This is a genomic window from uncultured Brachyspira sp., assembly GCF_910588665.1.
Lineage (GTDB): Bacteria > Spirochaetota > Brachyspiria > Brachyspirales > Brachyspiraceae > Brachyspira.
Genome location: NZ_CAJUPR010000002.1, coordinates 223355 through 249959 on the forward strand (window position 1 = coordinate 223355; position 26605 = coordinate 249959).

Genomic DNA, 26605 nt, shown 5'->3' on the forward strand with positions numbered 1-26605 from the left:
TAATATATTATTTTGATTCATTATCAAAGAAGAATTCTTCCTCCTCTTCATCTCCGAACATATATCTGTCATCTTCGCTTATATCAAACTCATAATTATCTTCTTTTTCTTTAATCTCTTCTTTGACATCATTATCAATATTATCAGGCATATCTTCCGTATTATCGTTTTTTATATCATTATCCCAGCTGGAATCTGAGGCATTGCTGAAAGGATCTTCATCTTCAGATGCTTTAACATTTGCATATATTTTTACTTCTTGTATTTTCTCCGTTTTATATTCTTCTGCTTCTTTTACAGATTCTTTATCGCTGAAAGGGTCATCTTCATAATCTGTTATGTTTGTATTTTCTTTTTTATTTGTAAGTTTATCATTATCAGGCGTCGGAATATCTTTTATATCCTCTTTTATATATTCTGTTTCTTCTTTTTCATAATTTTTATGATTTGTATTATGAATCACTGAGGATCTGTTGTTTTTTTTAGCCTCCGTATTTATTTTTCTTACGCTGTCTATTCTGTCTATCAGTATTCCCAATTTCTCTAAAAGCTCATTATTTTCTCTTTTAAGTGTTTCTATTGTTCTTAAAGATTTTTCTAATTCCTTTTTTAAATTATCATTTTCTTCTATTAAATAAGAAGAATCCTTTTCGGTATTTTCTAAATTCGATTTTAAAGCATCTCTTTCTATTCTGGTAGCTTCCAATTGTTTTATAAGATTATCTTTATCTTCTTTAACAGAATTGTAATTATCGGTTGCATTTCTTTTATCGGCTTCTAAAATAGTTTTTTCTTCTTTTAAGGCATTAAAAGAATCTTTAATCTGATTAAGCTCGGACTTTAATTGTTCTATTGTGTGCAGCAGTTCTTTATTGTCAAATGAAATTAATTGGTAGTCGTCTAGAATATCTTTTAATTTTTCTTCTAAAATAGTAAATTCTTTCAATTTTTACCCCCTGCCGAAAAAGTATATTAAAAATTATACCACATATAAATTCAATTGTCAATTTTTTATTTATATGATAAAATACATCATAAAAATAATTAATTAAAAATAATTGTATCTATTTGTTATGAAGAAAATAAAAAAAATTATAGTATTAAATTTAATTATAAGCTTATCGGCAGTATACGGACAATCCCCATATACTGAAAAGGATCAGAAGCTTATAGAAGGTATAATAAATGTATGGCGCTATATAGGCTTAGAACCTGTAAGACCTACGGAAAGCCGTATGCCTTTTGATTATATACATGAGAGTCATAAAAGAGAAAGCAGAATAAAAACCTCTTTCCCTTCAAGAATATTATATGAGCTTTCCACTATAGAAATACATATGAATACTTTAATCGGCGTAAATTTAAAAAACGGTCATTTCAGTATGCCGAATATGTATTTATCATTGGGTAAAAGCTTTCATTTTGATTGGATTTTTTCCGCAACTCCTTTTGTAACTATGACTTCGGAATTTGATGTATTCAGCAAAGATTATGCTACTGGAAGCATAGGATTATATGATGCAGGCATAGAAACGGTTACGCTTACTAGGATACTTCTGTCTTTCAGAATGAAGGCTGTTAATGATATTAACGGCTCCACATTTATGCTTATGCCTTCAGTTATTGACAGTGCATCTAAAGCTTTTGCACCGCATTGGTATTTGCCCAGAGTCAATAATGAAATGGGTTTTAGGGCTGGTTTTATAGGATATTATTATGAGTTATCATATTCGCAGGGATTTTCAAAAGATTCAAAACCTTTGGCTGTTGTTTTTAAAATTAACGGTGATTATTTAAGAGCGCAGGCTCTTTATCAATACAATAAAAACTCTCTGTCTCCTGATGATTTTAAGACTCTTTATAATAAATATTCAAATATTTATGATGATAAAACCAGTCATCTGGTTCAATTATCATGTATGGGAAGACTTCCTCTGCTTGACAGACAATTATGGGTTAATATGCTTGGAGAATATACATGGAGAAATAATGATGCTCATTATATCAGGCTTGAACTTGGTCTTGAATGGAAAATGCTTAATATAGCGGTAAGACCCTTATTTTATATACCTGTTAATGAAGATAAATTTAATAATTTTGATAAAAGTAAAAATTTATTCTGCTTTGAATATTCGGCTTATGTGAAGTTCAATCCTTTTTATTTTGGTTTTCAAGGATCAACAGACGGAAGATACTATATTGCTATGAAGGCGGTGTTTTAATATATTCTTAAATTTGCATTAATTAAAAAATTATATTGACATAAAAATTAAGTAATATATTATTCAAATAAAATATTACTGGAGAAAATATTGAGAAATATTAATCTTAACAATGAAATATTAAGAAGATATTTATTAGACTGTTTTAATAATAATCAGGATAATATTTTTATAGAAACGGAATTATCAAATAGATTATCAAATTGCAATATAAAGGAATTGGAAATAGGTTCAGGCAATGGAAAGTTTCTAGTAGAGCTTGCTATGAATAATAAAGATAAATATTTTGTTGGTATAGAATATTCTTATAAAGCCGCTAAAAAAGCAGTGTCGAAAGCGTATAAAAGAAATATAGAAAACTTTATTATAATATTCGGAGAGGCTAATAATGTTATAGATAAATATTTGAATAATAAATATTTATTTGATAAAATATACTTAAACTTTCCAGATCCTTGGCCTAAAAAAAAACATGCCCATAGAAGAATTTTTAATATGGATTTTTTAAATAAGGTTTATCCTATACTTAAAGATGACGGTATATTTTATTCTGTTACCGATGACAGCAGTTATGCTTTGGAAATAATGAATCCTATTTATAATGATTCTGATAATTTTATAAATATTTTAGACAGCGATTATGTTCATAAGCTGGAGGGATACGGAGTTACTCTTTATGAAGAAAAAATGAGGGCTTTAGGGCATAATATATATTTTTTTGCCCATTGCAAAAGCATATAAAAAATATGAACAGGTTATTTACTATGATTAAAACTATATTGCCTCTGCTTTATATATTATTTTCTGCTGTATGCTGCAGTAATGAAGAGCATTCGGAGATTCCTGCCGCAATAAGTATAATAAAAGAAGATGACAGCAGAAATTATAATTCAGTTGAAAAAGGTTTTCTGGATCAGGCTTCTTTAGATAAATTAAATCTTCAAATTAACTTTTATACATTAGACAGAGATGATTTATCCTTAATAAGAGCCGCAAATAATTCTGTAAATGATAATTCCTTAGTAACTATAATTATAGGAGAAAATGCGGTTTTATTATCAATGAATATTATAGTTCCTCAGGCCATAATATTTGCGGGCTGTTTTGATGATTTATCTCTCAGCAATATTGAAAGAAGCAAAATGCAGAACAATAATATTACAGGCGTTTACGGAGATTTGGATATAACAAAATATATAAAAAATATTTCTTCAGGAAATATTAATAAATTAGGCTATTTATATATGAAAAAATCAAGAATATCATCTTATATGTCGGAATATATTGCTGAATATTGTATTAAGGAAAATATAGCCTTTTACCCTTTTGAAATAGAGGAAAACTCATCATCTTCCGATATGGAAAAAATTATAGGCAGAGAAAAATTGGATTATATTCTTCTCGCAAATGATAATTATATAGACAATAATATATATTCTATATCTTATATATGCGGAAAATATTCTATACCTATGATTAATACCGATATATCTGACGCTTTAAATGCAGGAATATTATTTTCATTAGATTTTAATTATTATTATTTAGGCAGAGAATTAGCCATGCTTCTCGGCAAAGTGATAGAAAATAATTATAAAACTGAAGGCTTGGATTTTGTAAAAGTGTCAAATGCACATAGAATATTAATTAATGAAGATGTAGCATCTTCCTATAATATAAAATTTACAGATGAAATACTGAAAAAAAGTTATTTAATAGTAAGGGACGGCAAAGCAATAGGCAAATAATTTTAATATTATGTTAATTCTGCTTGACAAAATCGGTGCTTCATAGTATGATAATTTAAAATTTATATAGTATAATAGCGATAATTATCTTAATTTTTAATAAGTAAGGAGAAATCAGAAATGGCAGTACCAAAGCATAGAAAATCAAAGTCAAAAAAAAGATCAAGACAAGCCGCCAATGATAAAAGATTCTTAGGTTCATTATCAATCTGTCCTCAATGCGGAGCGGAAAGAATGCCTCATAGAATATGTCCCGAATGCGGTTTTTATAAAGACAGAGTTGTAAAAGCTCTGAAAACTCAGAATGCAGGTTAATAAAATAGTTTAGGAAATACTGTTATGAATTTAGCCATAGATGTAGCCAGCGGAGAAAGACCTATTGAAGAATTAGTAGCAGGAGCAGCTCAAGCTTTATCCGAAAATGAAGATATCAGTTTAATTTTAGTAGGCAATGAAAAGAAAATATCCAAAGCAATATCTAAAGTAAAATATGATTATAATCGTATAGATATAAGACATACCGATGAAATAATAGATATGAATGAAAGTCCCGCTAACGGTATTAAGTATAAAAAAAACGCTTCGGTATTATTGGCTGCCAGATTGGTTAGAGAGAAAGAAGCATACGGTTTTTTTTCGCCAGGAAATACAGGGGCTACTTTAGCCGCTGCTTTAACAGAAATAGGCCGTTTAAAAGGAGTTATGCGTCCTCCTCTCATCTCTACTCTTCCTAAATTAAAAGGAGAGTTCTGCATGCTTGATATGGGTGCCAATGTTGACTGCACAGTTGATTATATGGTTCAATTTGCGGTGATGGGCAGGGTTTTTGCCAAAAGATATTTAAAAATAAATAATCCCCGTGTGGGACTTCTTAATATAGGGGAAGAGGATTCTAAAGGCAATGCTGATACTAAAAAGGTTTTTGAGCGTTTTCAGAAAATGAAAAAAATTAACTTTATAGGAAATATAGAACCCAGCGATATGCTTAAATCTGATTCTGTTGATGTTGTGGTTGCAGACGGATTTGACGGCAATATAGTGCTTAAAACTATGGAAGGAACCGCTTCTTTAGTGGTTAATATGCTTAAAAATGAAGTTAAGAAAAATCCTGTAAGCATTATGGGAGGTCTTATGATGAAGCCCGTATTTTCTAATTTGAAATCTAAAATGAGTTCTGATTCCTATGGTTCGGCTATACTTTTGGGTTTGAATGGAGGGGCTTTTGTGGGTCATGGAAAAACCAGCGGCGTAGGTATGAAAAATGCTGTTCTTAATATGTATAGATTCTTAGATGCTAAAATAAATGAAAAAATAGCTAAAGAACTTTATAACTCAGGAGCAAAAAGAAGAATTTTTTAATACATAATATTTAAAAAGGAATTATATGGTATATATTAAATCTTGTAAGGGCACTTATAAAAATCAGAGAACTAATATGGCGGCTTCTGATTTAGCTATGCTGTCAATAAATGAAGTAATTAGAGATATGGATACTAACAGTATAGATGCTATTCTATGCGCTACGGTTACTAAAGATTATGTTTATCCTTCCACTGCTTGTATTTTAGCAGGAAAGATTAAGGCAATGAATGCATTCTGTATTGATGTGGAAAGTGATTTTACAGGATTCTTATCGGCATTAAGAATAGCCCATGCCTTCATTGAAAGCGGAAGATATAAAAATATTTTAGTAGTTGCAGCTGAATCTTTTTATATATGCGATGACGAGGACAGATTTAATGATGCCAGTGCTGCCGCTCTTGTTACCTGTGAAAAATCGGATATTCAAATAGATTTTATAGATTCTGTTACAGACGGAAATGCATTAGAAAATTGCTATATTCCTATGGGAGGAACGGCTAAGCCTTACACTAAAGAAGGAGTATTAAATAAAGAGCATTACATATCTGTAAAGGATAGTAATATTTTTGAAAATGAAGCTAGAAATGCGGGCTTATATGTTAAAGAAGTGTTATCTGCTAACGGCATAGAACCTAATTATTATATACCTTCTTATTTTACAAAGAATGCATACGATGCTTTTGCGGGTGCATTATCTGTAAATAAAGATATGGTATATTCTAAAATGGAAAATGCCCATTCTTCTATAAGCGCCTCTGCAGGTGTGGCATTTTCTATGGCTTTAGAGGATGGCTTTATAAAGAAAAACAGCAAAGTTGCTATATGCGGTTATGGAAGCGGTTATACCAAATCTGTAGCTGTGGTTTCTATAAATTAATATTATTAAATTAATAGTGTTATTTAATTTAATTAAGTTAAGGATTGATAATATGAAATTAGGTAGATTTCGTTTTGGCGGAGTTCATCCGCATGACAGTAAGGATACGGCTGATATAGCTTCATCAGTTCTATCCAATCCCCCTAAAACCGTTTTAATTTCTATGGCGCAGCATATAGGTGCTCCCGCTAAGAGATTGAAAAATAAAGGGGATAAAGTAGAAAGAGGCGAGCTTATAGGCGAAGCAAACGGCTATGTTTCCGGAAATGTAAATTCTTCATTATCAGGAACAGTGTCTTCTGTAGAAATTGCGGCTCCTCCTTTGGGAAGGGGGGCAGATGCCTTGCTTATCAATGTTGATGGAAATGCAAATAATCTTGCTTATTTTGAGATTTCCGATTATATGTCTATGTCGGCAGAAGAAATGTCTAAAAAAATTCAAAAGGCGGGCATAGTAGGTATGGGAGGCGCTACTTTTCCTACGCATGTTAAAGTTGAAGGAGCAGCTAAAGTCGGCGGAGATACTTTAATTATTAACGGAGTAGAATGCGAACCTTATATTACAAGCGACTACAGACTTATGATTGAGCATACTGAGGAACTATTTAAAGGAATTGAAATATTAAGAAAAATTATGCCTTCCGTAAAAAGAACTATAATCGGCATAGAAAATAATAAGCCTAAGGCAATAGAAGAAATGACTAAAATGGGAAAAGAGCATAATACCGAAGTTATTCCTTTGAGACTTAGATATCCTCAGGGCGCCGAAAAAATGCTTATAGAAGCCGCTGCAGGAAGAGTTGTACCCGTAAGCAAGCTTCCTATGGATATAGGCGTTGTAGTTATTAATATCGCTACTCTTTATGCCGTATATGAGGCAGTAGCCAAAGATAAACCTCTTATAGAAAGACTTGTAACCGTGTCGGGAGATGCAATAAAAGAACATAAAAATATATGGCTTCCTTTGGGAACTCCTATTTCTCATGTTGCCGAAGAATGCGGAGGTATTACAGCAGAAAATGTTCTTGTGATTGCAGGCGGTCCTATGATGGGGGCAAGCGTGCCTAATACAGACCAATGCGTAAATAAAGGTACAAACTCTTTGCTTTTCTTAGATAAAGATAAAATGCCTAAAGAAACGGAATATCCTTGTATTAAATGCGGAAGATGTGCAAATGTATGTCCTCTTAAATTATCTCCTACTGAAATTGCACATACCTCAAAAGCAAAAATCAAAGACAAATTAAATGATTTGGATATAGCCACTTGTATGGAATGCGGATGCTGTTCTTATATATGTCCTTCTAAAATACCTTTAGTGCAGTGGATTAGATTTGGAAAAGATTTATTAAGGAGATAAGATAATGAAATTTTATACTGAATCATCTCCGCATATTAAAGACGGAGATACTACCAATAAAATAATGCTGAGAGTAATTATAGCTCTTTTGCCCGCCGTTATATATAGTATAATTCTATTCGGATACAGAGTTGCTGTTTTGTATTTGGTTTCTATTATAACATGCATACTTTCAACTATAATTGTAAAAAAGGCGAGAAAGAAGCCTTTAATACCTGATTATGCAGTTTCCGTTACTGCCATACTTTTAGTTATGACTCTTCCTCCTTCTTCCACAGTAACTATGGTTGTTATAGGCGGAGTTGTAGCAATAGTATTTGCAAAAGAGGTTTTTGGAGGATTAGGATCCAATATATTCAATCCCGCTTTAGTGGGAAGAGCTTTCCTGCAGGTTGCTTTTCCTGCTCAGATGACTATTTATGCGCCCCCTAAGAATGTTCCTTTCTTGGGAGTATTTGAAAATATATTGAAAGATTTAAATCTTACTGTTTCAGGAGCAACTCAGTCTTTAGATGCTGTAAGCGCTTTAACTTCTGCAACTCCTTTAACTTTCTTAAAATTTAATTCCATTGATTTCGGAGGTTCATTATTTTCTCAGATACAGATAGAATCTCATTATTACTTACAAATGCTGTTAGGAAGTACGGCAGGGGCAATAGGCGAAACTTCTTTTCTTCTTCTCTTGATAGGAGGAATATATCTTCTTATTACCAACACTATAGATTGGAGAATACCTTTAGGAATGTTTGCATCGCTTGTATTTGTAAGCTTGCTTTTCTGCTTAGCTATGCCTGGAAAAATTGCATCTCCTATTTATCAGGTATTAGCGGGAGGATTTGCATTAGGAGCTTTCTTTATGGCTACTGATATGGTTACTTGTCCTTCAAGCCATCTGGGAGCTTGGATATATGCCGTTTTAATAGGATCCGTACTTGCAATACTGAGAACTTTCGGCTCATCTCCTGAATATATGATGTATTCCATACTTATAGGAAATATGTTTATGCCTTTAATTTCTATGTTTACCCGTCCTATGACTGTTGGAAAAAGAGAATTAATCAATATTAATAAAGCCAATGCGCAAAAAGAGGGAGGTAAATAATATGAAAAAAGAAGTTAGTTATACTGCAGTTATTTCTGTTACTGTTACAGCACTCCTTGCAGGTTTTTTACTTTCGTTTATATATTCTTCTTTTGAAAAAGATATTATATCAAATAATGAAAAAACGGTGCTTAACGGGGTAAAAGCTGTTATTGCAGGGGCAGATGAAATTGAAGGTCCATTAACTGAAAATTCGGCATATCCTTATTATATAGGAAAAAATACGGATGGAAGCGTTGCAGGATATGCTTTGCTTTCTTCTGCAGGAGGCTATAACGGACAAAATAAAGTGCTTGTAGGTTTTGATGCAGATATTACTAAAATTACGGCTATAGTCGTTACAGAGCAGGCAGAAACCCCTGGATTAGGCGCTAAAATTACATTAAATTCTTTCAGAGATCAATTTAAAGACAGAAGTTTAGCTGTAAATCTTACCGCCGTTAAAGATATTAAGCCTGAGGAGGCTAAAGACTCTGAAATTGCAGCAATAAGCGGAGCTACAATATCTTCTGCATCGGTTGTTTCAGCAGTTAATAGCGCTAAAGATGAGGCTGTTAATTTATTTAAAAATTAATATTAATCTGTATAAGATTTATTGCATCAGCTAAACAATAAAAATGAATATGCGGAAAATTTCTAGTTTAATAATAAAATATTGAACTAGAAATTTTTTTTAGCTTAAATTAAGAGTAAGATTATGCAAGAGTTTGAACTTATAAAAAAAATAAAGAAATTAACAGAATATAAAAGCACAGATAATTTAAATATAGGAGATGACTGCGCTGTAATAAAAAATATAAGCTATGATAAAGATGTGCTTGTAACCTCCGACATATTGATTGAAAATATACATTTTTCTTTAAAATATTATTCTTTTTATGATGCGGGATATAAATCGGCTCAGGTTAATATAAGCGATATTATATGCAAAGGAGGCTTACCTAAGAATGCATTTGTATCTCTTTCAATACCGAAAAAAATAAATGATGAAGATATACTGAAATGGTATGAAGGTTTTTTGGATGCCTGCAAACCGTATAATATAGAAATATCGGGAGGAGATATTACAGGCTCAAATGACTGTTTCTTTATATCTGTAACTTTAATAGGCATTATAGAAAAAAGCAAAGCCTTGCTTAGAAGAAATGCAGATATTAATGATAGTGTTTATTTGCTTGGTTTTGCGGGCGAAAGCGATTTGGGACTTAAAAAATTGCTTGAAGGAAATTACAGCCCTAATGATGAAAGTATAAAGACTCATTTAAGACCTAAACTATTTTATGATAAATGGCTTAAAATTATAAATAAATATAAAATAAACTCGTCTATAGATATAAGCGACGGACTTTTACAAGATGCTTCGCATATTGCAGAAGAATCAAATAAAACCATAGAAATATATGAATATTCAAATTGGAGCTTAGTTAATAGATTTTTTGATAAAAATAATGAGAATTATAAAGATGTGTTGAAATCCATTCTTACAGGCGGCGAGGATTATGCTGTAATATTTACAAGCAAAGATGAAATATATGAAGAAAATAATTTAATAAAAATAGGTAAGGTAAAAGAATATTCTGATAGTTTTGTAAAGTTTATAGATTCTGATAATAAAGAAATTTATTTTAATTCATTAGGCTTTATACATTCATAGGCTTAAAGCATAAAAAAATGCGTATCTTAAGCTTAAAAATGCATATATCAATTATTATAATTTAAAAAAAAATTTATTTTTAATATAATTGACAAATTAATCAATTTCTGTATAATATAAGCATTTTAATATTTGGTAATATATTATGTCTAAGAAAGATAAAAAAAAGGGAGCAGTTATTTCATCTGGAGAAATAGTAAGGAATAAGAAGGCTCTTTTTAATTATGAGATTGCGGAAAAATTTGAAGCTGGCATTGTGCTTTTAGGTACGGAAGTAAAGTCTTTGAGAGAAAGAAGCGTTAATATGTCCGACAGCTATGCTTCTTTTAAGAGAGGAGAGCTTTTTATAATTAATATGCATATATCTCCTTACCATTTCGGAAATAGAAATAATCATGAACCTTTGAGAGAAAGAAAGCTTTTAATGAAAAAAAGAGAGCTTAAACGCTTATACGGAAAAATTAAAGAACAGGGTTTTACTTTAATTCCTGTCAGTCTTTATTTTTCAAATGGAAAGATAAAAACCGAATTAGCTTTGGCTAAAGGCAAAAAACTTCATGATAAAAGAGAAACTCTTAAAAGAAAAACTATGGACAGAGAAATGGAAAGGTATATAAAAAGATAATTAAACTTATTCATAAGATAAGGCATTTTTTATATAAAAATCTAATTTGGAAATATTTACTGATACTTCTTCTATATTTTCTTTTTTATTATCTTCGGTTTTATATTTTTTTATTGATTGTATAAAATCCGTAAGTAAATTTTTTAAATTATTCATACATATTTTTTCAAATTGATCCGAAAAAAATTCTATTTTTTCTATTGTGCTGTAATCTATATTATTAATTCCGCTGAAAGTTATATCTGACATTAATATTTCTAAGTCTCTGAGCAAATCAAAAATCATATATTACCTGTTATTGTCTTTTATTTTTAATAAGTTTAATTCATATATAAATGGTATTTCTTTTTTTACTTTTATTATATAAAAGATAGAAGATATAAATATTCCTGCTATTGAAAGCATTAAAGATAAATCGCTTACAATAAAAACCGTCTGATATAATATTAATGTGCATATCGGTATGTATATTCCGCCTGTTAATGCCGTAATTATCATAAATAATAAAAATACAAATACAGGATTTCCCATTAAGGCATTATTAAATATGCATTCTATTCCTATATATTTTGTAAATGTTTCAAGGTATAAATATATCATAGAAATGCATGCCAGTATAAAAAATGCTATTGAATATATTTTTTCTCTCTTTACAAAAAATCCTGCTATGAAAAAACCTATTAATATTACCGAAAAAATATAGCTGTCTAAAAATAAAAATCCTGCTACAATAATCAATTCTATGAATATTATAAAAATCATAAGATAAAAGTTCTTTTTTATTGAGCTGAATCCAAAGAAGGTATATATTACAATTTTAGATTTAGCATATCTGTATTCATCATATATATGTCTGAAGTAGCTTATAAATATTAATGCTATTGATGTTAAAAATAGAAACGGAAATAAAGTTGATGTTATTAAAATGGAGCCTTTTACATTAATATTGCCGGCTTTTCCTATTAATAATTTCTGCGGTATGCTGCTGTTTTTTTTATATGAATTTATATATGCATATTCTTCATAAGATATATTTGTATTTCCTGAAGAGCCTACATAAAGTATATGCATAAGTACAATGCCTTTTCCTTCATTTTTTAAATTTAATTTTGCTTTTGCTGTTCCTTTTTCATCTGTAGGAATAATATAAATATTTGTATATAATGCCTTATTTTCAGATATTAATTCATCATTATCCGTATCTTTTAATAAGATTTCTTTTTTCTGTTCATCTTCTATTATAAAATCAAACATATCGGGATTTAGAGATGTGAATCTTACCAATCTATTAACAAGCGGAAATCCTCTTCTTTCAAGCATTATATATATTTCATTTGATGAGTTTGTATTATCTTCGTCTATTATAAAATTATTTTCTTTTTCATAGGTAAATTTATATTCGGGTTCTTTGCTTGATATATTGCTCTGCGCATGCAGTATATTAAGCATTGCAGTAAATATTATGAAATATTTGAGCATTTATAAAAAACTCCTAAGACGATTAGTAAAAAAGAACACCATCTTTTTTAAGATAAGTGTTCTTTTATTATAAGCCGCATATTTTTTATTATTTTATAAGAGCGACTATTTCTTCATTTTTTACTATTAAATATTCAGTATCGCCTTCTTTAATTTGTATTCCTGCATATTTGTCGTATATAACTATATCGCCTTTTTTTACTTTTATATCCTCGCTGTCTCCTGTCTCAATAACTTCCGCTTTTTGAGTTTTTTCTTTAGCTGTATCTGGAAGAAGTATTCCGCTTGAAGTTTTTTCTTCTTGTTCCAAAACTTTTAAAAGCACTCTGTCTGCTAATGGTTTAATAGATGACATATTAGTTTCTCCTTAAATTTATTTATTTATATAAAATTTTTTTAATAATTTTTTAAATATTCTATAATAAAAATTATTAAAAGTCAATAACCGCATACAGTATGCTTTTGTATTATAAATTAAAAAAAATAATATTTAACAGTATTTCGGCTAAAATATAATTTACTATTTTTTAATTAAGCTGTATAATTATATAAATTTTTTATTTAAGGATTTTTATTTATGATAGATGTAAAATTAATAAGAGAAAATATAGAATTGGTAGAAGATAATTTAAGAAAGAGAAGAAGTAAAATGTCTCTTGATAAACTGAAATCATTGGAGTATGAAAGACTTAATTTATTAAAAGAAGTAGAGCAGAACAGGGCTAAAAAAAATGAATCATCAAAAAAAATCGGCGAATATATGAAAGCAGGCAATAGAGAAGAAGCTGAAAAAATAAAAGAAGATATGAAAATCTTTACTGAATCCTTAAATAAAAAAGAAGAAAAATTATCTCATCTTGAAGAGGCTGTTAATAATGAAATACTTTATCTGCCTAATATTCTTTCTGAAGATGTGCCTGACGGAGATGATGAGCATGCCAATAAAGAAATAATAAGATGGGGAGAGCCCCGTAAATTTGATTTTGAAGTAAAAGATCATGTTGATGTAGCATTAGGACTTGATATACTTGATATTGAAAGAGCAGTAAGAATGTCTAAAACAAGATTTTCTCTTATGAAAGGAAAAGGCGCTGCTCTTGAAAGGGCTTTAATTAATTTTATGCTGAAAAAACATACTTATGAGCATGGATACACGGAATATATACCGCCTATGCTTGTAAACGGAAGAACTATGACAGGAACAGGACAGCTTCCTAAATTTGAAGAAGATTTATTTAAAACAGCAGATGATCCAGCTTTATATCTTATACCTACTGCTGAAGTTCCTCTTACAAATATTTACAGAGAGGAAATTATACCTGAAAATATGCTTCCTATATATGCGACAGCATATACGCCTTGTTTCCGTTCTGAGGCTGGTTCTTACGGAAAGGATATGAGGGGTTTGATAAGGCAGCATCAATTTGATAAAGTTGAGCTTGTAAAAATATGCACCGCCGATAAATCGAAAGAAGAACATGAAAAAATGCTTAAAGATGCAGAAAGCATTCTTAAGGCTTTGGAGCTTCCTTACAGGGTGGTTGTCCTCTCTTCAGGAGATATAGGAAATGCCGCTTATAAAACTTTTGATATAGAAGTGTGGCTTCCTTCTCAGAATACTTACAGGGAAATTTCAAGCGTGAGCAACTGCTGGGATTATCAGGCAAGAAGAATGCAGATGAGAACAAGAAGAAACTCAAAAACAGAATTAGTGCATACTTTAAATGGTTCTGGTATTGCTGTCGGAAGAACTTGGATTGCCGTAATTGAGAATTATCAGCAGGCGGACGGAAGCGTTATTATACCGGAAGCTTTAAGAGAGTTTACAGGTTTTGACAAGATAGAAAAGGTATTATAATATGCCTTCGGATAAGGAGTTTCTTAATTTTGTACTATATCTTTTTTTATTATTGCTGGGCTTCTGACTGATTTGTTATATTTTCAGAACTTCTTATTACTGATAAACTTTCAAATATTAGCGCAGTTGTTTTTTGGTTCTTTTTTATCCGCATAAAAAAGAACAAATAAATCAAATAATTAAAGACAATCCCAGAAAAGAAAAACATTAAATAAGGCAGGTACTCACATAGCAATAAAAAAGCATAGCAATAAATAAAGCGGGAACGAGGCGGCGGGATTATTTATAAACCCTCCGTAATGAGCCGAGTTTGAGCATAGCAATAATAAAAATAATAAAAAACTTCTATATCTGTTTACATCTTTTTAAACTATCATATAATTGTATTTAATATATTATTAGTATATAATAAACAGTGTATATTTTATTATGAAAGAAAAAATAAATAAAGAAAGCATAACAAATGCTGAAGAAAACTCTTACGATAGGGAAGATAAAAACTCTTCTGATATAAGACCTAAAGGTTTTGATGATTTTTTAGGACAAAAAAATATAAAATCAAAATTGAAAGTTTTTATAGAAAGCGCTAAAAAAAGAGATGTTTCTTTAGATCATATATTATTTTACGGTCCTCCCGGATTAGGAAAAACCACTCTTGCACAGATAATAGCAAATGAAATAGGAAGCAATATCAAAGCAACTTCTGCACCTATAATAGAGCGTCCCGGTGATTTAGCTTCAATACTTACTTCTTTGGGCGATAAGGATATACTGTTTATAGATGAAATTCACAGACTGCGCACGGTTGTTGAAGAAGTTCTATATTCAGCTATGGAAGATTTCTTTGTAGATATAAAAGTGGGAGATGGGGCAAGCGCTAAAAGCTTCAGGGTAAAGCTTCCTCATTTTACTTTGATAGGAGCTACCACAAGAAGCGGTTTATTAAGTACGCCTCTTTATGACAGATTCGGCATAGTTGAAAGACTTGAATTTTATAATGATGAAGATTTGGCGGGTATAGTAGAGAGAAGCTCATCTTTTCTTAATATATGCATAACAAAATCCGCAGCTCTTTCCATAGCTTCAAGATCCAGAGGAACACCCAGAATAGTAAACAGACTTTTAAGAAGAGTTTTTGACTTTGCCGTAGTGCATGATGTTTTAGAAATAGATGAAAAGTTTGTATGCGATTCCTTAGAAAAGCTCGGCATAGATAAAAACGGTTTTGAAGCTATTGACAAACTTTATTTAAATACTATTATTAAACATTATAACGGCGGACCTGTGGGGGCGGATACTTTATCTGTATCGCTTTCGGAACAGATAGAAACTATAGAGGATATAATAGAACCTTATCTTATACAATGCGGATTTATTAAAAGAACCCCTAAAGGAAGAGTTGCCACAAATAAAGCTTATTCTTATTTAAATATTTCTTCAAAGTATGACGATAATTATAAAAGCACAGAAAAAGGATTATTTGATTTTTAAGGAGTGCGGATATTTTAACAGCAGACAATATATCATCAAAAGAAAAAAAATCTAATGCCGAATTAGATAAATACTATTTAGAAGAAACTTCAAGAGATGTGAAAAATATAGCTAATAAATTTGCAGGAAATTTTAAAAGCGCCGACAGTCCCGCTATAAATCATATTTCTCATTTCGACTTAGCATATAAAAAAAATATAAGCTTTAAAACTTCAAGATACAAAGCGCCTAAAGCTAAATTTAAATTCAATAGAAGCAAAAGACTACTGAGTAAATTATATAATTCAACTTACGGAATAAGACATTTATTTAAAATTGTAATAGAAGCGGTTAAAAGAAAAGGAAATCATGAAAGAAGCATACTTATATTTTATGATGATGACGAATACGGAATAAGGCTTCCAATAAATAATTTTATGATTTTATTTCTTGTACTTATATTTTCAGTTCTGATTTATACAGGCTATGATGCCTATAACAGGCAAAAACAGGCAAGGGAGTTTTATAATACTCTTTCAGCCAGAGAAGCCAAAACTTTTACATTAATAGAAGATTATAAAAAATCGCTTGAAAGATTCTCAAAATCGCTTACGGAATATAATAGTATTATGAAATCCATATCCTATGCTATAGATTATAATAATTCAGGAGTATTTAATAATAATGCGCTTTATAACAGCGAATCTTCCAATATAAATAAAATGCTTAATGAAGTTGATTCTTATCAGAAAAACATATTATCATTTATGAAAGTTTCTCCTAAAATACATAAAGAAATTCCTTTAGGCTGGCCTGTTGCAGGAGGAGGAAGAATATCAAGCGGATTCGGAGCCAGACTCTCCCCATTTAATCAGGAAAAAAGCTATCATTACGGAGTGGATATAGCAGGTCCTTACGGAACACCTATACTTGCAGTTGCAGACGGAGTTGTTGCTTTTTCAGGGTGGAGAAACGGCTACGGCTGGTTTGTGCTTATCACGCATGCAAACGGATATCAGACAGCTTACGGACATAATTCAAAACTTCTTGTAGAGCACAATCAAAAGGTGAGAAAAGGAGAAAAAATAGCGCTTATAGGGAATACGGGACGAACTACAGGTATACATTGTCATTTTGAGGTAAGAATAGGAGGAGACCATAAAAATCCTATGACTTATTTAAGCGCCAGATTCTGATTTATTATTATTTCAGCATTATAATATGAATGAATATGATTCTAAAAAAAGATATTTGGGAGAGTTCCATACTCCGCTTAATTTTGCGGAAAAATCCATAGAATATATATGTAATGTTATTCCTAAAGAAGAATTATATTCGGGTAAATTCAGAATATGGGATATGTCATGCGCTGCGGGGAATTTAGAGTATTATATAGATAAGAAATATCATAAATATTTATATATGTCCACAATAGAAAAATCGGATATAGAAAAATGCAGGGAGAAATTTAAAAATGCCTGTTTGTTTCAATACGATTATTTAAATGATGATATAGACAATAACGGTTTTAAATATAAAAAACTTCCGAATAAGCTTATAAAAGATTTAAATAATAAAAATATAAAATGGCTGATATTCATAAATCCCCCCTATGCCACAAGTCAGGTTGCAGGAACAAATTCCAAAAGTAAAAAAAATATAAGCATAAGCAGAATAAGAAATATGATGCATAATGAAAAATTAGGCGATGCTTCAAGAGAATTATATGCGCAGTTTATGTTCAGAGTTTATAAAGAGTTTATAAATATTAAAGATGTTTATCTCGCTTTATTTTCAAAAACAAATTATATAAAATACCGCAATAATGAAAAGTTCAGAGATAAAGTATGCAATTATAAATTTTTAAAGGGATTTATTTTCTCATCTTCAAATTTTGAAAATACTTCAAAAACGGCTCCTTTTCCTGTAAGCTTCATAATATGGAAAATAAACGGAAGCTTCAATATAAAAACCGAAAATATAATTCTTGATGTGCTGGACAGCAGCTTAAATATTTTAGCCAGAAAAGAATATAATGTCTCTGACGGCTCTAATCTGCTTAATAAATGGATAAAAAGAGAAAAAACTTCATCTGTATTTGTTCCGCTTTCTTCCGCAGTTAAAGTAAAAACACATGGAAAGGATATAAGAGATAAAATATGCACAGGATTTATAGGCTCTCTTATGAGCTGCGGCAATGATCTGCAAAAGCAGAATCTTACAGCGATATTTTCAGCTCCTCAGGCTTCAGCAGGATCATTATCAATTACAAAAGAAAATTTTGAAAAAGCTATGATTGTGCATGCGGTAAGAAGAAATGCAAAAGTTGACTGGCTTAATGCAAGCGATCAGTTCTGCATACCTAAAAAAGAATTAGACAGAAAATTTATATTGGACTGCATAGTATGGAGCTTATTTTCAGCTTCAAATCAAACATCATCTATGAGCTCTGTATTATACAAAAATAATTATTATACAATAATAAATAATTTCTATCCTTTCAATTATAAGGAAGTATATTCAAAATGCGGTTTTTTTAAATTTAATAATGAAAAAAGATTTGCCTTTGAGTATTTAGAAAAAAATAAAGAATATATATCTTATGAGGCTTTAGAATTGATTGAAAGTGCTAAAATATTATATAAGTTCTTCTATTCTAATGCAGATAAAATAAATAAAGAAAAATTTAAGATTTCCTTATGGGATTTAGGATTCTGGCAGATAAGAAAATCGCTTAAAGATGCTGAATTAGGTTCTGATATATTAAAAGAAATAAAAAATAAAAGAAGCTGTTTGAAAGCTAATATATATAAAGATATAGATAATTTTATATTTTAATTAAGCCTTAAGTTTGATAAAATATCCCCCTAATTTAATAAAAAATTAAGGGGACGCCGATATAAAATTGGGGTAAAAATTAGTTTGATTTCTTAATTATGAAATTTTTTCAAAATTGCTTTTAGGCTCCTTGCATATAGGGCATACCCAATCGCTTGGCAAGTCCTCAAAAGGAATACTGCCTTTGTATTCAAAACCGCAGGTCTTGCATTTATAAACGGGCTTATTTTCAGATTTAACCTCTTCTTTTTTATATGCATTTGCTGTGGAGGCATTAGGAGGTGTATTGCCTTTTATTACAGTATGATAATATGAATATGTCATAGAATTAACATCATTGCTGAATATTTCCGCATCTATAAGCTCGCCTATAAATATAGTATGAGTATGAACCTCAAAATTATGCGTAACTTTGCATATAAGATAAGCATTAGCGTCTTTTATTACAGGAAGTCCGTTTTTCATTTCATAATCTGCACCCTCAAATTTACTGCCGTCTCTTGAACTTCTAAATCCGAATCTTCCTATCAATGAAGAATCGCTTTTTTCTGAAAGTATGGAAAGCGCAAACATTCCGTTTTTCTTTATGCATTCATTGGTATAATTATTTTTATTTACACTTATCATTATTGTTGTAGGCTCTGCTGTAATTTGAGTTGAAGTGTTAATAGTACATCCTACAGGTTTATCTCCGTCCATAGTGGTTAATATATACATTCCGTAAGAAAGTTTAGTTAAAGCAAAAGTATTCATATACGATATCCTTATTAATAATAATTACTAATTATATATTATTATTATAAAAAATCAATACTAAATAAAAAAAATCTGAAAAAAATATACATCTGTAATCAATTTATATTTTACTCTTTATTTGGATATTGCTGAAATAATAAAATTTGATTTTTTTTTCTTTCATGCTAAAATATAAAGTAAACATAATATAACAGGATAAAAGCAATTATGAGAGAACTTCCGAATTTAATTACATTAATCAATTCCATTAAAAGCGAAATATGCTATTCTTATATAAATAAAATAGTGGCTGTAGATAATAAATATAAGGAAATGGAATATATAGACGGTCAGAAAATAATAGATGTTCTCAGATACGGCGGATATATGCATTTTCAATTTTCGCAAGATGCTATGCTCGTAGATTTAGGCCCTAACGGTTCTTTCGTATTAACGGAAGATGATTCATATAAAAACAGTATTTTAAAATTAGAAACAGATCATGGCAATTTTTTTGTAGTGGATGACGGAAAAGATAAAACAGAAATAACTAAAATAATTCCTGTATGGAAAGATTCAACAACTATGCCTCAGGTGGGATATGATCCTCTCACCAAGCAATTTAATTATAATCTTTTCTGTCAGCTTCTTTCTGATAACAATACCACCGTTGAAAAACTTATAAAAAACCCTTTAATATTAAGCGGCATAGGAAATGTATACGGAGACATAATACTGAAAAAATCATCTGTAACTAAAAAGACAAAAACTTCCGAAATTAATAAAGTTAAAGCCAGAGAAATATTTGATGCAATAAAACAAGTACTCAGAGAGGCCTCAGGAAATACCGAAGAAGATGACTCCGATTCGGAAGAATAATTAATCTGTTAATAAAATAATTCAGGCTCGGCTCTTCTTGAAAACTCCTCTTCCAAGTCATGCTGATGATATAAATATCCCTCATCATCATAATATCTGCAGTGTTCAGGGCATTTTTTTACGCAGGCACCGCATTTTATGCATTTTCCTACATACTTTGTAATATCTTCAAAATCAATTGATGCAAGCGGGCATACATAAGCGCAGGTTTTACAGTTTGTGCATTTTGAAGTATCTACTTTAGGCTTTACTTTCAATATATCTATTGCATGTTCATTCTTATCTTTGGGTATATAATAAGAGCGTATAGGATCGTTTCCTCTTACCTTTACAGGCTCGGAAGGTATATTTTCAGTATTTATAATTTTTTCAGCTGCTTTATCTGCAAACTCTAAGGCTACATGCATATCGCTTTCATCTGGTCTGCCTGCACCTAAAACATAAGAAAAAGCATGCTCGCCTATAAATCCCGCTCCTGCTATTGTGTAGAATCCGTTTTCCTGCATAATATTTCTAAGCTCTATTAAAGAATCGTCAAAATTTCTATTTCCATATAATACTATCGGAATAGCCAAAGCTCCTAAAGACTTAATATTATTTTTATAAAAGGGAAGCATTATATTAGGTATTCTTCCTGCATAGGTAGGAGTTCCGCATATTACCAAATCGTTTTTATTAAACTTAAGTATGTTTTCTCTTTTTTCAGGCAATGAAAAATCATACTCCTCAAACGGTACTTTTAATTTTTCTGCTATATTTTTGCCTACAAAAGAAACAATTTTTTGCGTTGTACCTGTAGCGCTGTAATAAATTGAATATACTTTATCAACTTTCATAATTATATGCTTCCTTAAAATATTTTATATTATATATAGTCTATTATGTAAATTTATTTAAGAAAGTCAATATCAGCCATATAAAAATATTTCATGCCGCATATTATTAAGCAAAAAATAATAATTTGACTATTGACTTTTTTTTTATTTATTATATAATATATAAATCGTTAGGGGCCAGTAGCTCAGTCGGTTAGAGCAGATGACTCATAATCATCGGGTCCGGGGTTCAAGTCCCTGCTGGCCCAATCCCTAAAATACTTTAACCAAATAATTAATTTATATTTAATTCTATTAAGAAATTTAAACTCTTACATTGATGCCGTTTTTACTTAAATAGCATTTTAATTTTTTTATATCTATTTCTTTAAAATGAAATATAGAAGCCGCAAGCCCTCCGTCAACACCGCTTATTTGAAACACTTCTTTAAAATGCTCCATACCGCCTGCACCTCCCGAAGCAATAAGAGGTATTGAAACATTATTTGATATTTCTTTAAGCAGTTCTATATCAAAGCCTTTTTTAACTCCGTCTGTATCAATACTGTTTATAACAAGCTCTCCCGCACCGTTTTTCTCTCCGTTTACAGCCCATTCAATTGCATCAATTCCTGTATTTTCTCTGCCTCCTTTGGCAAACACGAAGTATTTTCTGTCAATTCTTTTTATATCTATAGAGAGCACAACGCATTGACTGCCGTATTTTTCAGAAGCTTCTTTTATAAGATTAGGATTTTTTATAGCTCCCGAATTAATGCTTACTTTATCCGCCCCGGACTTTAATACTATATCAAAATCTTTTATACTGTTAATGCCTCCTCCTACCGTAAGAGGTATAAATATTTCCTCAGCGGTTTTCTCAAGAACATTTACAAATAAGCTTCTGTCCTCATAAGATGCGGTTATATCATAAAATACAAGCTCATCGGCTAAAGAATTATTATAATATTTTGCAAGCTCTACAGGATCATCAATATCTTTCAAACCTTCAAAATTAGTTCCCTTTACTACTCTGCCGTCTCTTACATCTAAACATGGTATTATTCTTTTAGTTATCATATTATTTCCGTCACTTTAAAATATTCTTAAACTATTCAGCATTTTGGCAATCAGCAGATTATATGCAGTATACTTAAAACGCCTTAGTTTATTATATATTAAAAAATATTTGCAACAATAATTTTAAAATATTTTTTGTATAATATTGAATTATAAAAATAAATAAATATAATTAAATAAAAATACAGACTTAGGAATTTAATATGACTTACAGCAGAGTTAAAGAGCTTGCAAGAAAAATAGAGAGCGAATCAAGAAAGCTTGACAAAAAAATAAAAGATATAGAAAAAATTAAATTAAGCATAACTAAAGATTTAAAAAAGAATGTAAAAGAATTAAAAAGAAAGCAGATAGAGAAGCTTCAGGAAGAGAAAAAAAATATTACAAGCAAAGTAAAAGAGATGAAGGCAGATCTTTTAAATACAAAAAAAGAGATTGCCTCTGAAGAGCTTAAAAGAAAAATGGAAATAAATAAAAAAGAAGATAAGAATAAGGCATCTGAAAATATATCAAAAAAAATAATGAATACGGCGGCGCTTTATAATAAAAACTCAAATAAAGAACTTATATGCATTTTAGATAAGCTTAAAGATAAGGATTTAAAAAAAGAAGAGGAAGAATATTTAAAAACTATATATAGCTCTTTCGCTTATATTATTAAATCTGATATATATTTCTTTAAGATATACAGAAAATATTCAAATAAAAATAAAATACCTAATGAAGATATATTGGAATATTCAAATTATGATATAAGCCTTAATAAAAAATCATATAAAGATTTAAATAGCCTAATAGAAATAAGAAAAAAATTAGATGATATTATAATAGCCGTAGTTAATAGCATAGAGGACTTTAATACAGCGGGCAAAATAAAATTATCAGGAACCGAAATAAAAAAACCAAGATATCATTTAATAATGCAGGCCTTAAACCACAGCATATATCATAGAGGCAGGATTTCGGCTATGCTTGAACAAATAGGATATGCTCCTTTTAATATTATTTAATCTTTTATTATTTTAAAAGTCCTAATATATATATTACGAGATCATTAAAATCTAGTTTAATATGCTTTGCCATCTCAGGTATATCGGAAGTATCTGTCATTCCTCCCTGAGTATTAACTTCCATAAGATAAATATTATTATCTTTGTCTATTATAGCATCTATTCTGCAAAGCCCTCTGCAGCCCAAAACTTCATACGCTTTTCTGCATACTTCTATTACTTTATTTTTTATTTCTTCGGACAGTTTTGCAGGCATTTCCATATCGGTTTTTCCGGGCGTATATTTTGCATCATAATCGTATATTTCATTTTTAGGATTAATTCCCAGTATAGGAAAAACATAAATGCCGTTTTTTTCCTTTACTAGACCTACCGTAATTTCTTTTCCTTTTATATAAGGCTCTAAAAAATAATTATCTCCGTTTTCTATTTTTTTTATAATATCTTCAAATTCTTTTTTTGTCTTAATTAATGATACTCCCACACTTGAGCCGCTTGATACAGGCTTTAATATTATAGGAAAATTAAAAGATGAAAAGCCGTCTTTTAAATTATTTTCATTAATTTCTTTTATATCTTTAAGCATCATAAAATCGGAGGTAGGTATATCCGAAGATTTCCATATTCTTTTTGCATAAACTTTATTCATGCAAACGGCGCTTACCAAAATATTTTCACCCGTATATTTAATATTAAGACTTTCCAAAAGCCCCTGAATAGTTCCGTCTTCTCCTAAGGTTCCATGAAGAATATTATAGCAGTATTCTATATTATTTTCTTTTAATATTACTGCCAAATCATAGCAATCCGAAACATCTATTAAAATGCAATTATCTTTAAGCTCTTCAAAGCTATTTAAAGCCTTATAAACATTTTGTCCGCTTCTTAAAGAAACTTCCCTCTCCTCATTTTGTCCGCCATAAAGCACGGCTATTTTTTTATTTTTAAATCTGTTTAAAATATTTTGTTTTAATTCGCTGCTTAATATCATTTTTATTATCCGTATACTTAAATTATATTATTTATCGTATAATTTTATAATTTGATAATAAAATTTTATATGATATAATTGACATTAAAATAGTTAAAAATTACCATTTACTTTATTGCAGATAAGGTTTATTATTTATATGCTATGGATATTTATTTAAATAATAATACAATAAAAAATTCCGTTTCTAAAATAAGCGCTGTTATATGCATAATATGCGCAAGCTCCTCTATAGCTGTTCTGGTGTTATTAATAATCAATTCCAAAACTGCGGGAGAAATTACTTCATTTTCTCTTTATTCAAGCTTTCTTACAATATTTTATATAATAAATTCAATATATCATTTTTTCCCTTTTCATAATAAAGCTAAAAAAGTTTTTTATATATTATCGCATGCATTTTTTATTATGATGATATGGGGAGTTTATATACCTCCCTGCTTAATACTTCTTAAAAACGGTTTAGGCTGGAGTTTCTTCGGAATTATAACAGCTTTATGCATTCTGGGTATTTCTTTAAGAAGCATATTTGTATACAGATGGAGAGGAGCAGGCGAAACTATATATTATTTTCTTCTTAATTGGGTTTGGCTTATATCCATATCAAAAATAGCCCATGCGGCAGGAGAATACGGTGCAATATTATATCTTACAGGTTTTTTACTTCTGAATATAGCAATGGTTTTTTACAGGCTTTCTATGTATGAATCTAATAAAAGATATACTTTATTTCTTCCATTGTTTTATTCGGTTTTAATAATATCCAATATATGCCATGCCGTTTTTATGTTCAGATATGTTGCAAATATTTTTTAAATTAAAAAAATCATATAATAAAAAATAGGAGTTAAATATGATTAAAGAGAAATTAAGCGATTATATACAAAATGCAATTAAATATAATTGGGATATAAATGCTTTAGCTGATTACGGAACTAATAATATATTAAAATATTCCGATGTTGCGGAAAATATTTTAAAAATACATACTGCTTTTAAAAAGCTTGATATTCATAAAGGCGAAAAAATAGCCCTATGCGGAACTAATTCGGTTAATTGGGCTTTAACATATATATCTGTAATAAGCTACGGAGCTATTACAGTGCCTATATTGCCTGATTTTTCAAAAGATGATATAGCTTCTATAATTAAAGATTCCGGAGTAAAGTTTATTTTTGCGGATAAAAATATTATAAAAGAAATGGACCCTCAGACTCTGATGTCATTAAGCAAAGCTTTTTATTTGGAAAGTTTTAATACAGCTAAAATGCAGCAGGATAAAGAAACAGAAAATATATTTAATGATATAGAAATAGAAAATTTCAGCAGAGAAAATTTTAATCTTACAATATTTGAAAATGAAACTTTAGCTTCAATAATATATACTTCAGGTACTACAGGATTCAGCAAAGGAGTTATGCTAAATCATAATTCATTAGCTGCAAATATAAGATTTGCAATAGATAATATGCCTATAAAAGCAAATGATCATATACTTTCTTTTCTTCCTCTTGCACATATATTCGGCTGTCTGTTTGATTTTTTATTTCCGTTTTCAAAAGGAGCATGCATATATATGCTTAATGCAGTGCCTAGTCCGAATATTCTTCTTAAAGCTTTTGACGAGGTAAAGCCTAATCTTATACTTATGGTTCCTCTTATAATAGAAAAAATATATATGAAAAAGATACTTCCTGCAATAAGCAAGCCTTTAACTGCAAATTTACTGAAAATGCCTATAATTTCGGGATTATTAAAATCAAAAATAAGAAAAAGCTTAACTAAATCATTTGGCGGTAATTTTTATGAACTTATTATAGGCGGAAGCGCTTTGAATAAGGATGTTGAAAAATTTCTTATGGATATAGGATTAAAATTTACGGTAGGATACGGCATGACGGAATGCGGACCTCTGATAAGCTATGAGCCTTGGAATAGGCATGAGGCAGGAAGCTCCGGTTTTATAATAGACACTTTAGAAGTTAAAATAGATGCCGAAAAGGAAGGCGAAGTCGGAGAAATTATGGTTAAGGGCGAAAATGTTATGCTCGGCTATTATAAGAATCCTAAAGTTACAGCTGATGTTCTTTCAAAAGACGGCTGGCTTAGAACGGGAGATTTGGGAGTTCTGGGAGAGAATAACAGAATATTTATAAAAGGAAGAAGCAAGAATATGCTTCTTGGTTCAAACGGACAGAATATTTATCCTGAAGAGATAGAAAGCAAATTAAACACTATGCCTTATATATTGGAATCTCTGGTTCTTCAGAGAGATAATAAGCTTCATGCTCTGATATATTTAGACTATGAAAAAATAAAAGATGAAAATCTAAGCGAAGAAGATATTAATAAATATATGGAAAACAACAGAATAGAAATTAATAAAACGCTTCCAGAGTTTGCAAGAATATCAGGCTTCACCATTCAAAAAGAAGAGTTTATAAAAAATCCTACAAAAAAGATAAAGAGATTTTTATATAAATAATAATCCGATAAAGGA

Annotated in this window: 27 protein-coding genes and 1 tRNA gene; 20 read left to right on the forward strand and 8 right to left on the reverse strand. The window is 30.0% G+C overall.

Annotated features, from left to right (window positions below):
- Positions 1-7 precede the first annotated feature (7 nt).
- Positions 8-946 carry a hypothetical protein gene (locus QZ306_RS02350; RefSeq protein WP_295160527.1) on the reverse strand — a complete coding sequence of 313 codons (939 nt, stop codon included), beginning with the start codon at positions 944-946 and terminating at the stop codon, positions 8-10.
- 127 nt (positions 947-1073) lie between these two features.
- Between QZ306_RS02350 and QZ306_RS02355 the strand changes: the two genes are divergently transcribed.
- The 11 genes from QZ306_RS02355 (at position 1074) to smpB (ending at position 10950) form a co-directional block, all read left to right on the forward strand.
- Complete coding sequence (locus QZ306_RS02355; protein WP_295160529.1) at positions 1074-2222, forward strand: hypothetical protein; 1149 nt, start codon at positions 1074-1076, stop codon at positions 2220-2222.
- A 90-nt stretch (positions 2223-2312) separates the two neighbouring features.
- Entirely contained in the window at positions 2313-2963 is a 651-nt protein-coding gene (trmB, locus tag QZ306_RS02360; RefSeq protein ID WP_295160532.1) for a tRNA (guanosine(46)-N7)-methyltransferase TrmB, read from the forward strand.
- Positions 2964-2968: 5 nt separating this feature from the next.
- Positions 2969-3970, forward strand: a complete 1002-nt coding sequence (locus QZ306_RS02365) for an ABC transporter substrate binding protein (protein WP_295160535.1) — start codon at positions 2969-2971, stop codon at positions 3968-3970.
- A gap of 120 nt (positions 3971-4090) precedes the next feature.
- Positions 4091-4285 (forward strand): 50S ribosomal protein L32, encoded by a 195-nt coding sequence (rpmF, locus tag QZ306_RS02370; RefSeq protein WP_295160537.1) that lies wholly within the window; start codon positions 4091-4093, stop codon positions 4283-4285.
- A 24-nt stretch (positions 4286-4309) separates the two neighbouring features.
- The gene (gene plsX, locus QZ306_RS02375) at positions 4310-5329 is read left to right on the forward strand and encodes a phosphate acyltransferase PlsX (protein ID WP_295160541.1); all 1020 of its coding nucleotides are present in this window, start codon (positions 4310-4312) and stop codon (positions 5327-5329) included.
- 25 nt (positions 5330-5354) lie between these two features.
- A complete protein-coding gene (locus QZ306_RS02380) occupies positions 5355-6209 on the forward strand; it encodes a 3-oxoacyl-[acyl-carrier-protein] synthase III C-terminal domain-containing protein (RefSeq protein WP_295160542.1) in 855 nt (284 codons plus the stop codon).
- Positions 6210-6261: 52 nt separating this feature from the next.
- Entirely contained in the window at positions 6262-7569 is a 1308-nt protein-coding gene (gene rsxC, locus QZ306_RS02385; protein WP_295160545.1) for an electron transport complex subunit RsxC, read from the forward strand.
- A gap of 4 nt (positions 7570-7573) precedes the next feature.
- Positions 7574-8671 carry an RnfABCDGE type electron transport complex subunit D gene (locus QZ306_RS02390; RefSeq protein ID WP_295160548.1) on the forward strand — a complete coding sequence of 366 codons (1098 nt, stop codon included), beginning with the start codon at positions 7574-7576 and terminating at the stop codon, positions 8669-8671.
- A gap of 1 nt (position 8672) precedes the next feature.
- Positions 8673-9245, forward strand: a complete 573-nt coding sequence (locus tag QZ306_RS02395) for an FMN-binding protein (RefSeq protein WP_295160550.1) — start codon at positions 8673-8675, stop codon at positions 9243-9245.
- 123 nt (positions 9246-9368) lie between these two features.
- On the forward strand, positions 9369-10325 hold the full coding sequence (gene thiL / locus QZ306_RS02400; RefSeq protein WP_295160553.1) for a thiamine-phosphate kinase: 957 nt from the start codon (positions 9369-9371) through the stop codon (positions 10323-10325).
- A 145-nt stretch (positions 10326-10470) separates the two neighbouring features.
- Complete coding sequence (smpB, locus tag QZ306_RS02405; RefSeq protein ID WP_295160556.1) at positions 10471-10950, forward strand: SsrA-binding protein SmpB; 480 nt, start codon at positions 10471-10473, stop codon at positions 10948-10950.
- A gap of 6 nt (positions 10951-10956) precedes the next feature.
- Here the strand turns inward: smpB and QZ306_RS02410 are convergent, their stop codons facing one another.
- The 3 genes from QZ306_RS02410 to QZ306_RS02420 form a co-directional block, all read right to left on the reverse strand.
- Entirely contained in the window at positions 10957-11235 is a 279-nt protein-coding gene (locus QZ306_RS02410) for a hypothetical protein (RefSeq protein WP_295160559.1), read from the reverse strand.
- Between the two features lie 3 nt (positions 11236-11238).
- Positions 11239-12429 (reverse strand): hypothetical protein, encoded by a 1191-nt coding sequence (locus tag QZ306_RS02415; RefSeq protein ID WP_295160562.1) that lies wholly within the window; start codon positions 12427-12429, stop codon positions 11239-11241.
- 88 nt (positions 12430-12517) lie between these two features.
- Positions 12518-12784, reverse strand: a complete 267-nt coding sequence (locus QZ306_RS02420) for a co-chaperone GroES (protein WP_295160565.1) — start codon at positions 12782-12784, stop codon at positions 12518-12520.
- 222 nt (positions 12785-13006) lie between these two features.
- Here QZ306_RS02420 and serS point away from each other — a divergent pair, with 222 nt between their 5' ends.
- From serS to QZ306_RS02440, 4 genes are all read left to right on the forward strand, one after another.
- Positions 13007-14287: a serine--tRNA ligase gene (gene serS / locus QZ306_RS02425; protein WP_295160568.1), complete on the forward strand. Its 1281-nt coding sequence runs from the start codon at positions 13007-13009 to the stop codon at positions 14285-14287.
- Between the two features lie 441 nt (positions 14288-14728).
- Positions 14729-15778, forward strand: a complete 1050-nt coding sequence (gene ruvB, locus QZ306_RS02430) for a Holliday junction branch migration DNA helicase RuvB (protein WP_295160620.1) — start codon at positions 14729-14731, stop codon at positions 15776-15778.
- A gap of 29 nt (positions 15779-15807) precedes the next feature.
- Complete coding sequence (locus tag QZ306_RS02435; RefSeq protein ID WP_295160622.1) at positions 15808-16953, forward strand: M23 family metallopeptidase; 1146 nt, start codon at positions 15808-15810, stop codon at positions 16951-16953.
- Positions 16954-16978: 25 nt separating this feature from the next.
- The gene (locus QZ306_RS02440; protein WP_295160571.1) at positions 16979-18595 is read left to right on the forward strand and encodes a hypothetical protein; all 1617 of its coding nucleotides are present in this window, start codon (positions 16979-16981) and stop codon (positions 18593-18595) included.
- 96 nt (positions 18596-18691) lie between these two features.
- Here QZ306_RS02440 and QZ306_RS02445 read toward each other — a convergent pair whose 3' ends face one another.
- Positions 18692-19348: a flavin reductase gene (locus tag QZ306_RS02445; protein ID WP_295160573.1), complete on the reverse strand. Its 657-nt coding sequence runs from the start codon at positions 19346-19348 to the stop codon at positions 18692-18694.
- A gap of 210 nt (positions 19349-19558) precedes the next feature.
- Between QZ306_RS02445 and QZ306_RS02450 the strand changes: the two genes are divergently transcribed.
- The gene (locus QZ306_RS02450; protein ID WP_295160576.1) at positions 19559-20209 is read left to right on the forward strand and encodes a DNA-formamidopyrimidine glycosylase family protein; all 651 of its coding nucleotides are present in this window, start codon (positions 19559-19561) and stop codon (positions 20207-20209) included.
- 8 nt (positions 20210-20217) lie between these two features.
- Here the strand turns inward: QZ306_RS02450 and QZ306_RS02455 are convergent, their stop codons facing one another.
- Positions 20218-21045 (reverse strand): EFR1 family ferrodoxin, encoded by an 828-nt coding sequence (locus QZ306_RS02455; protein ID WP_295160579.1) that lies wholly within the window; start codon positions 21043-21045, stop codon positions 20218-20220.
- A gap of 174 nt (positions 21046-21219) precedes the next feature.
- Between QZ306_RS02455 and QZ306_RS02460 the strand changes: the two genes are divergently transcribed.
- Positions 21220-21293, forward strand: a tRNA-Ile gene (locus tag QZ306_RS02460).
- 55 nt (positions 21294-21348) lie between these two features.
- Here QZ306_RS02460 and hisF read toward each other — a convergent pair.
- Positions 21349-22104 carry an imidazole glycerol phosphate synthase subunit HisF gene (hisF, locus tag QZ306_RS02465; RefSeq protein ID WP_295160581.1) on the reverse strand — a complete coding sequence of 252 codons (756 nt, stop codon included), beginning with the start codon at positions 22102-22104 and terminating at the stop codon, positions 21349-21351.
- Positions 22105-22307: 203 nt separating this feature from the next.
- Here hisF and QZ306_RS02470 point away from each other — a divergent pair, with 203 nt between their 5' ends.
- On the forward strand, positions 22308-23114 hold the full coding sequence (locus QZ306_RS02470; protein ID WP_295160584.1) for a DinB family protein: 807 nt from the start codon (positions 22308-22310) through the stop codon (positions 23112-23114).
- A gap of 7 nt (positions 23115-23121) precedes the next feature.
- On the opposite strand, the gene QZ306_RS02475 is transcribed toward QZ306_RS02470, so the two are convergent.
- Positions 23122-24105: a D-alanine--D-alanine ligase gene (locus QZ306_RS02475; RefSeq protein ID WP_295160587.1), complete on the reverse strand. Its 984-nt coding sequence runs from the start codon at positions 24103-24105 to the stop codon at positions 23122-23124.
- Positions 24106-24249: 144 nt separating this feature from the next.
- On the opposite strand from QZ306_RS02475, the gene QZ306_RS02480 reads away from it, so the two are divergent.
- A complete protein-coding gene (locus tag QZ306_RS02480; RefSeq protein WP_295160589.1) occupies positions 24250-24921 on the forward strand; it encodes a hemolysin in 672 nt (223 codons plus the stop codon).
- A 37-nt stretch (positions 24922-24958) separates the two neighbouring features.
- On the forward strand, positions 24959-26590 hold the full coding sequence (locus tag QZ306_RS02485) for an AMP-binding protein (RefSeq protein WP_295160591.1): 1632 nt from the start codon (positions 24959-24961) through the stop codon (positions 26588-26590).
- Positions 26591-26605: the final 15 nt, after the last annotated feature.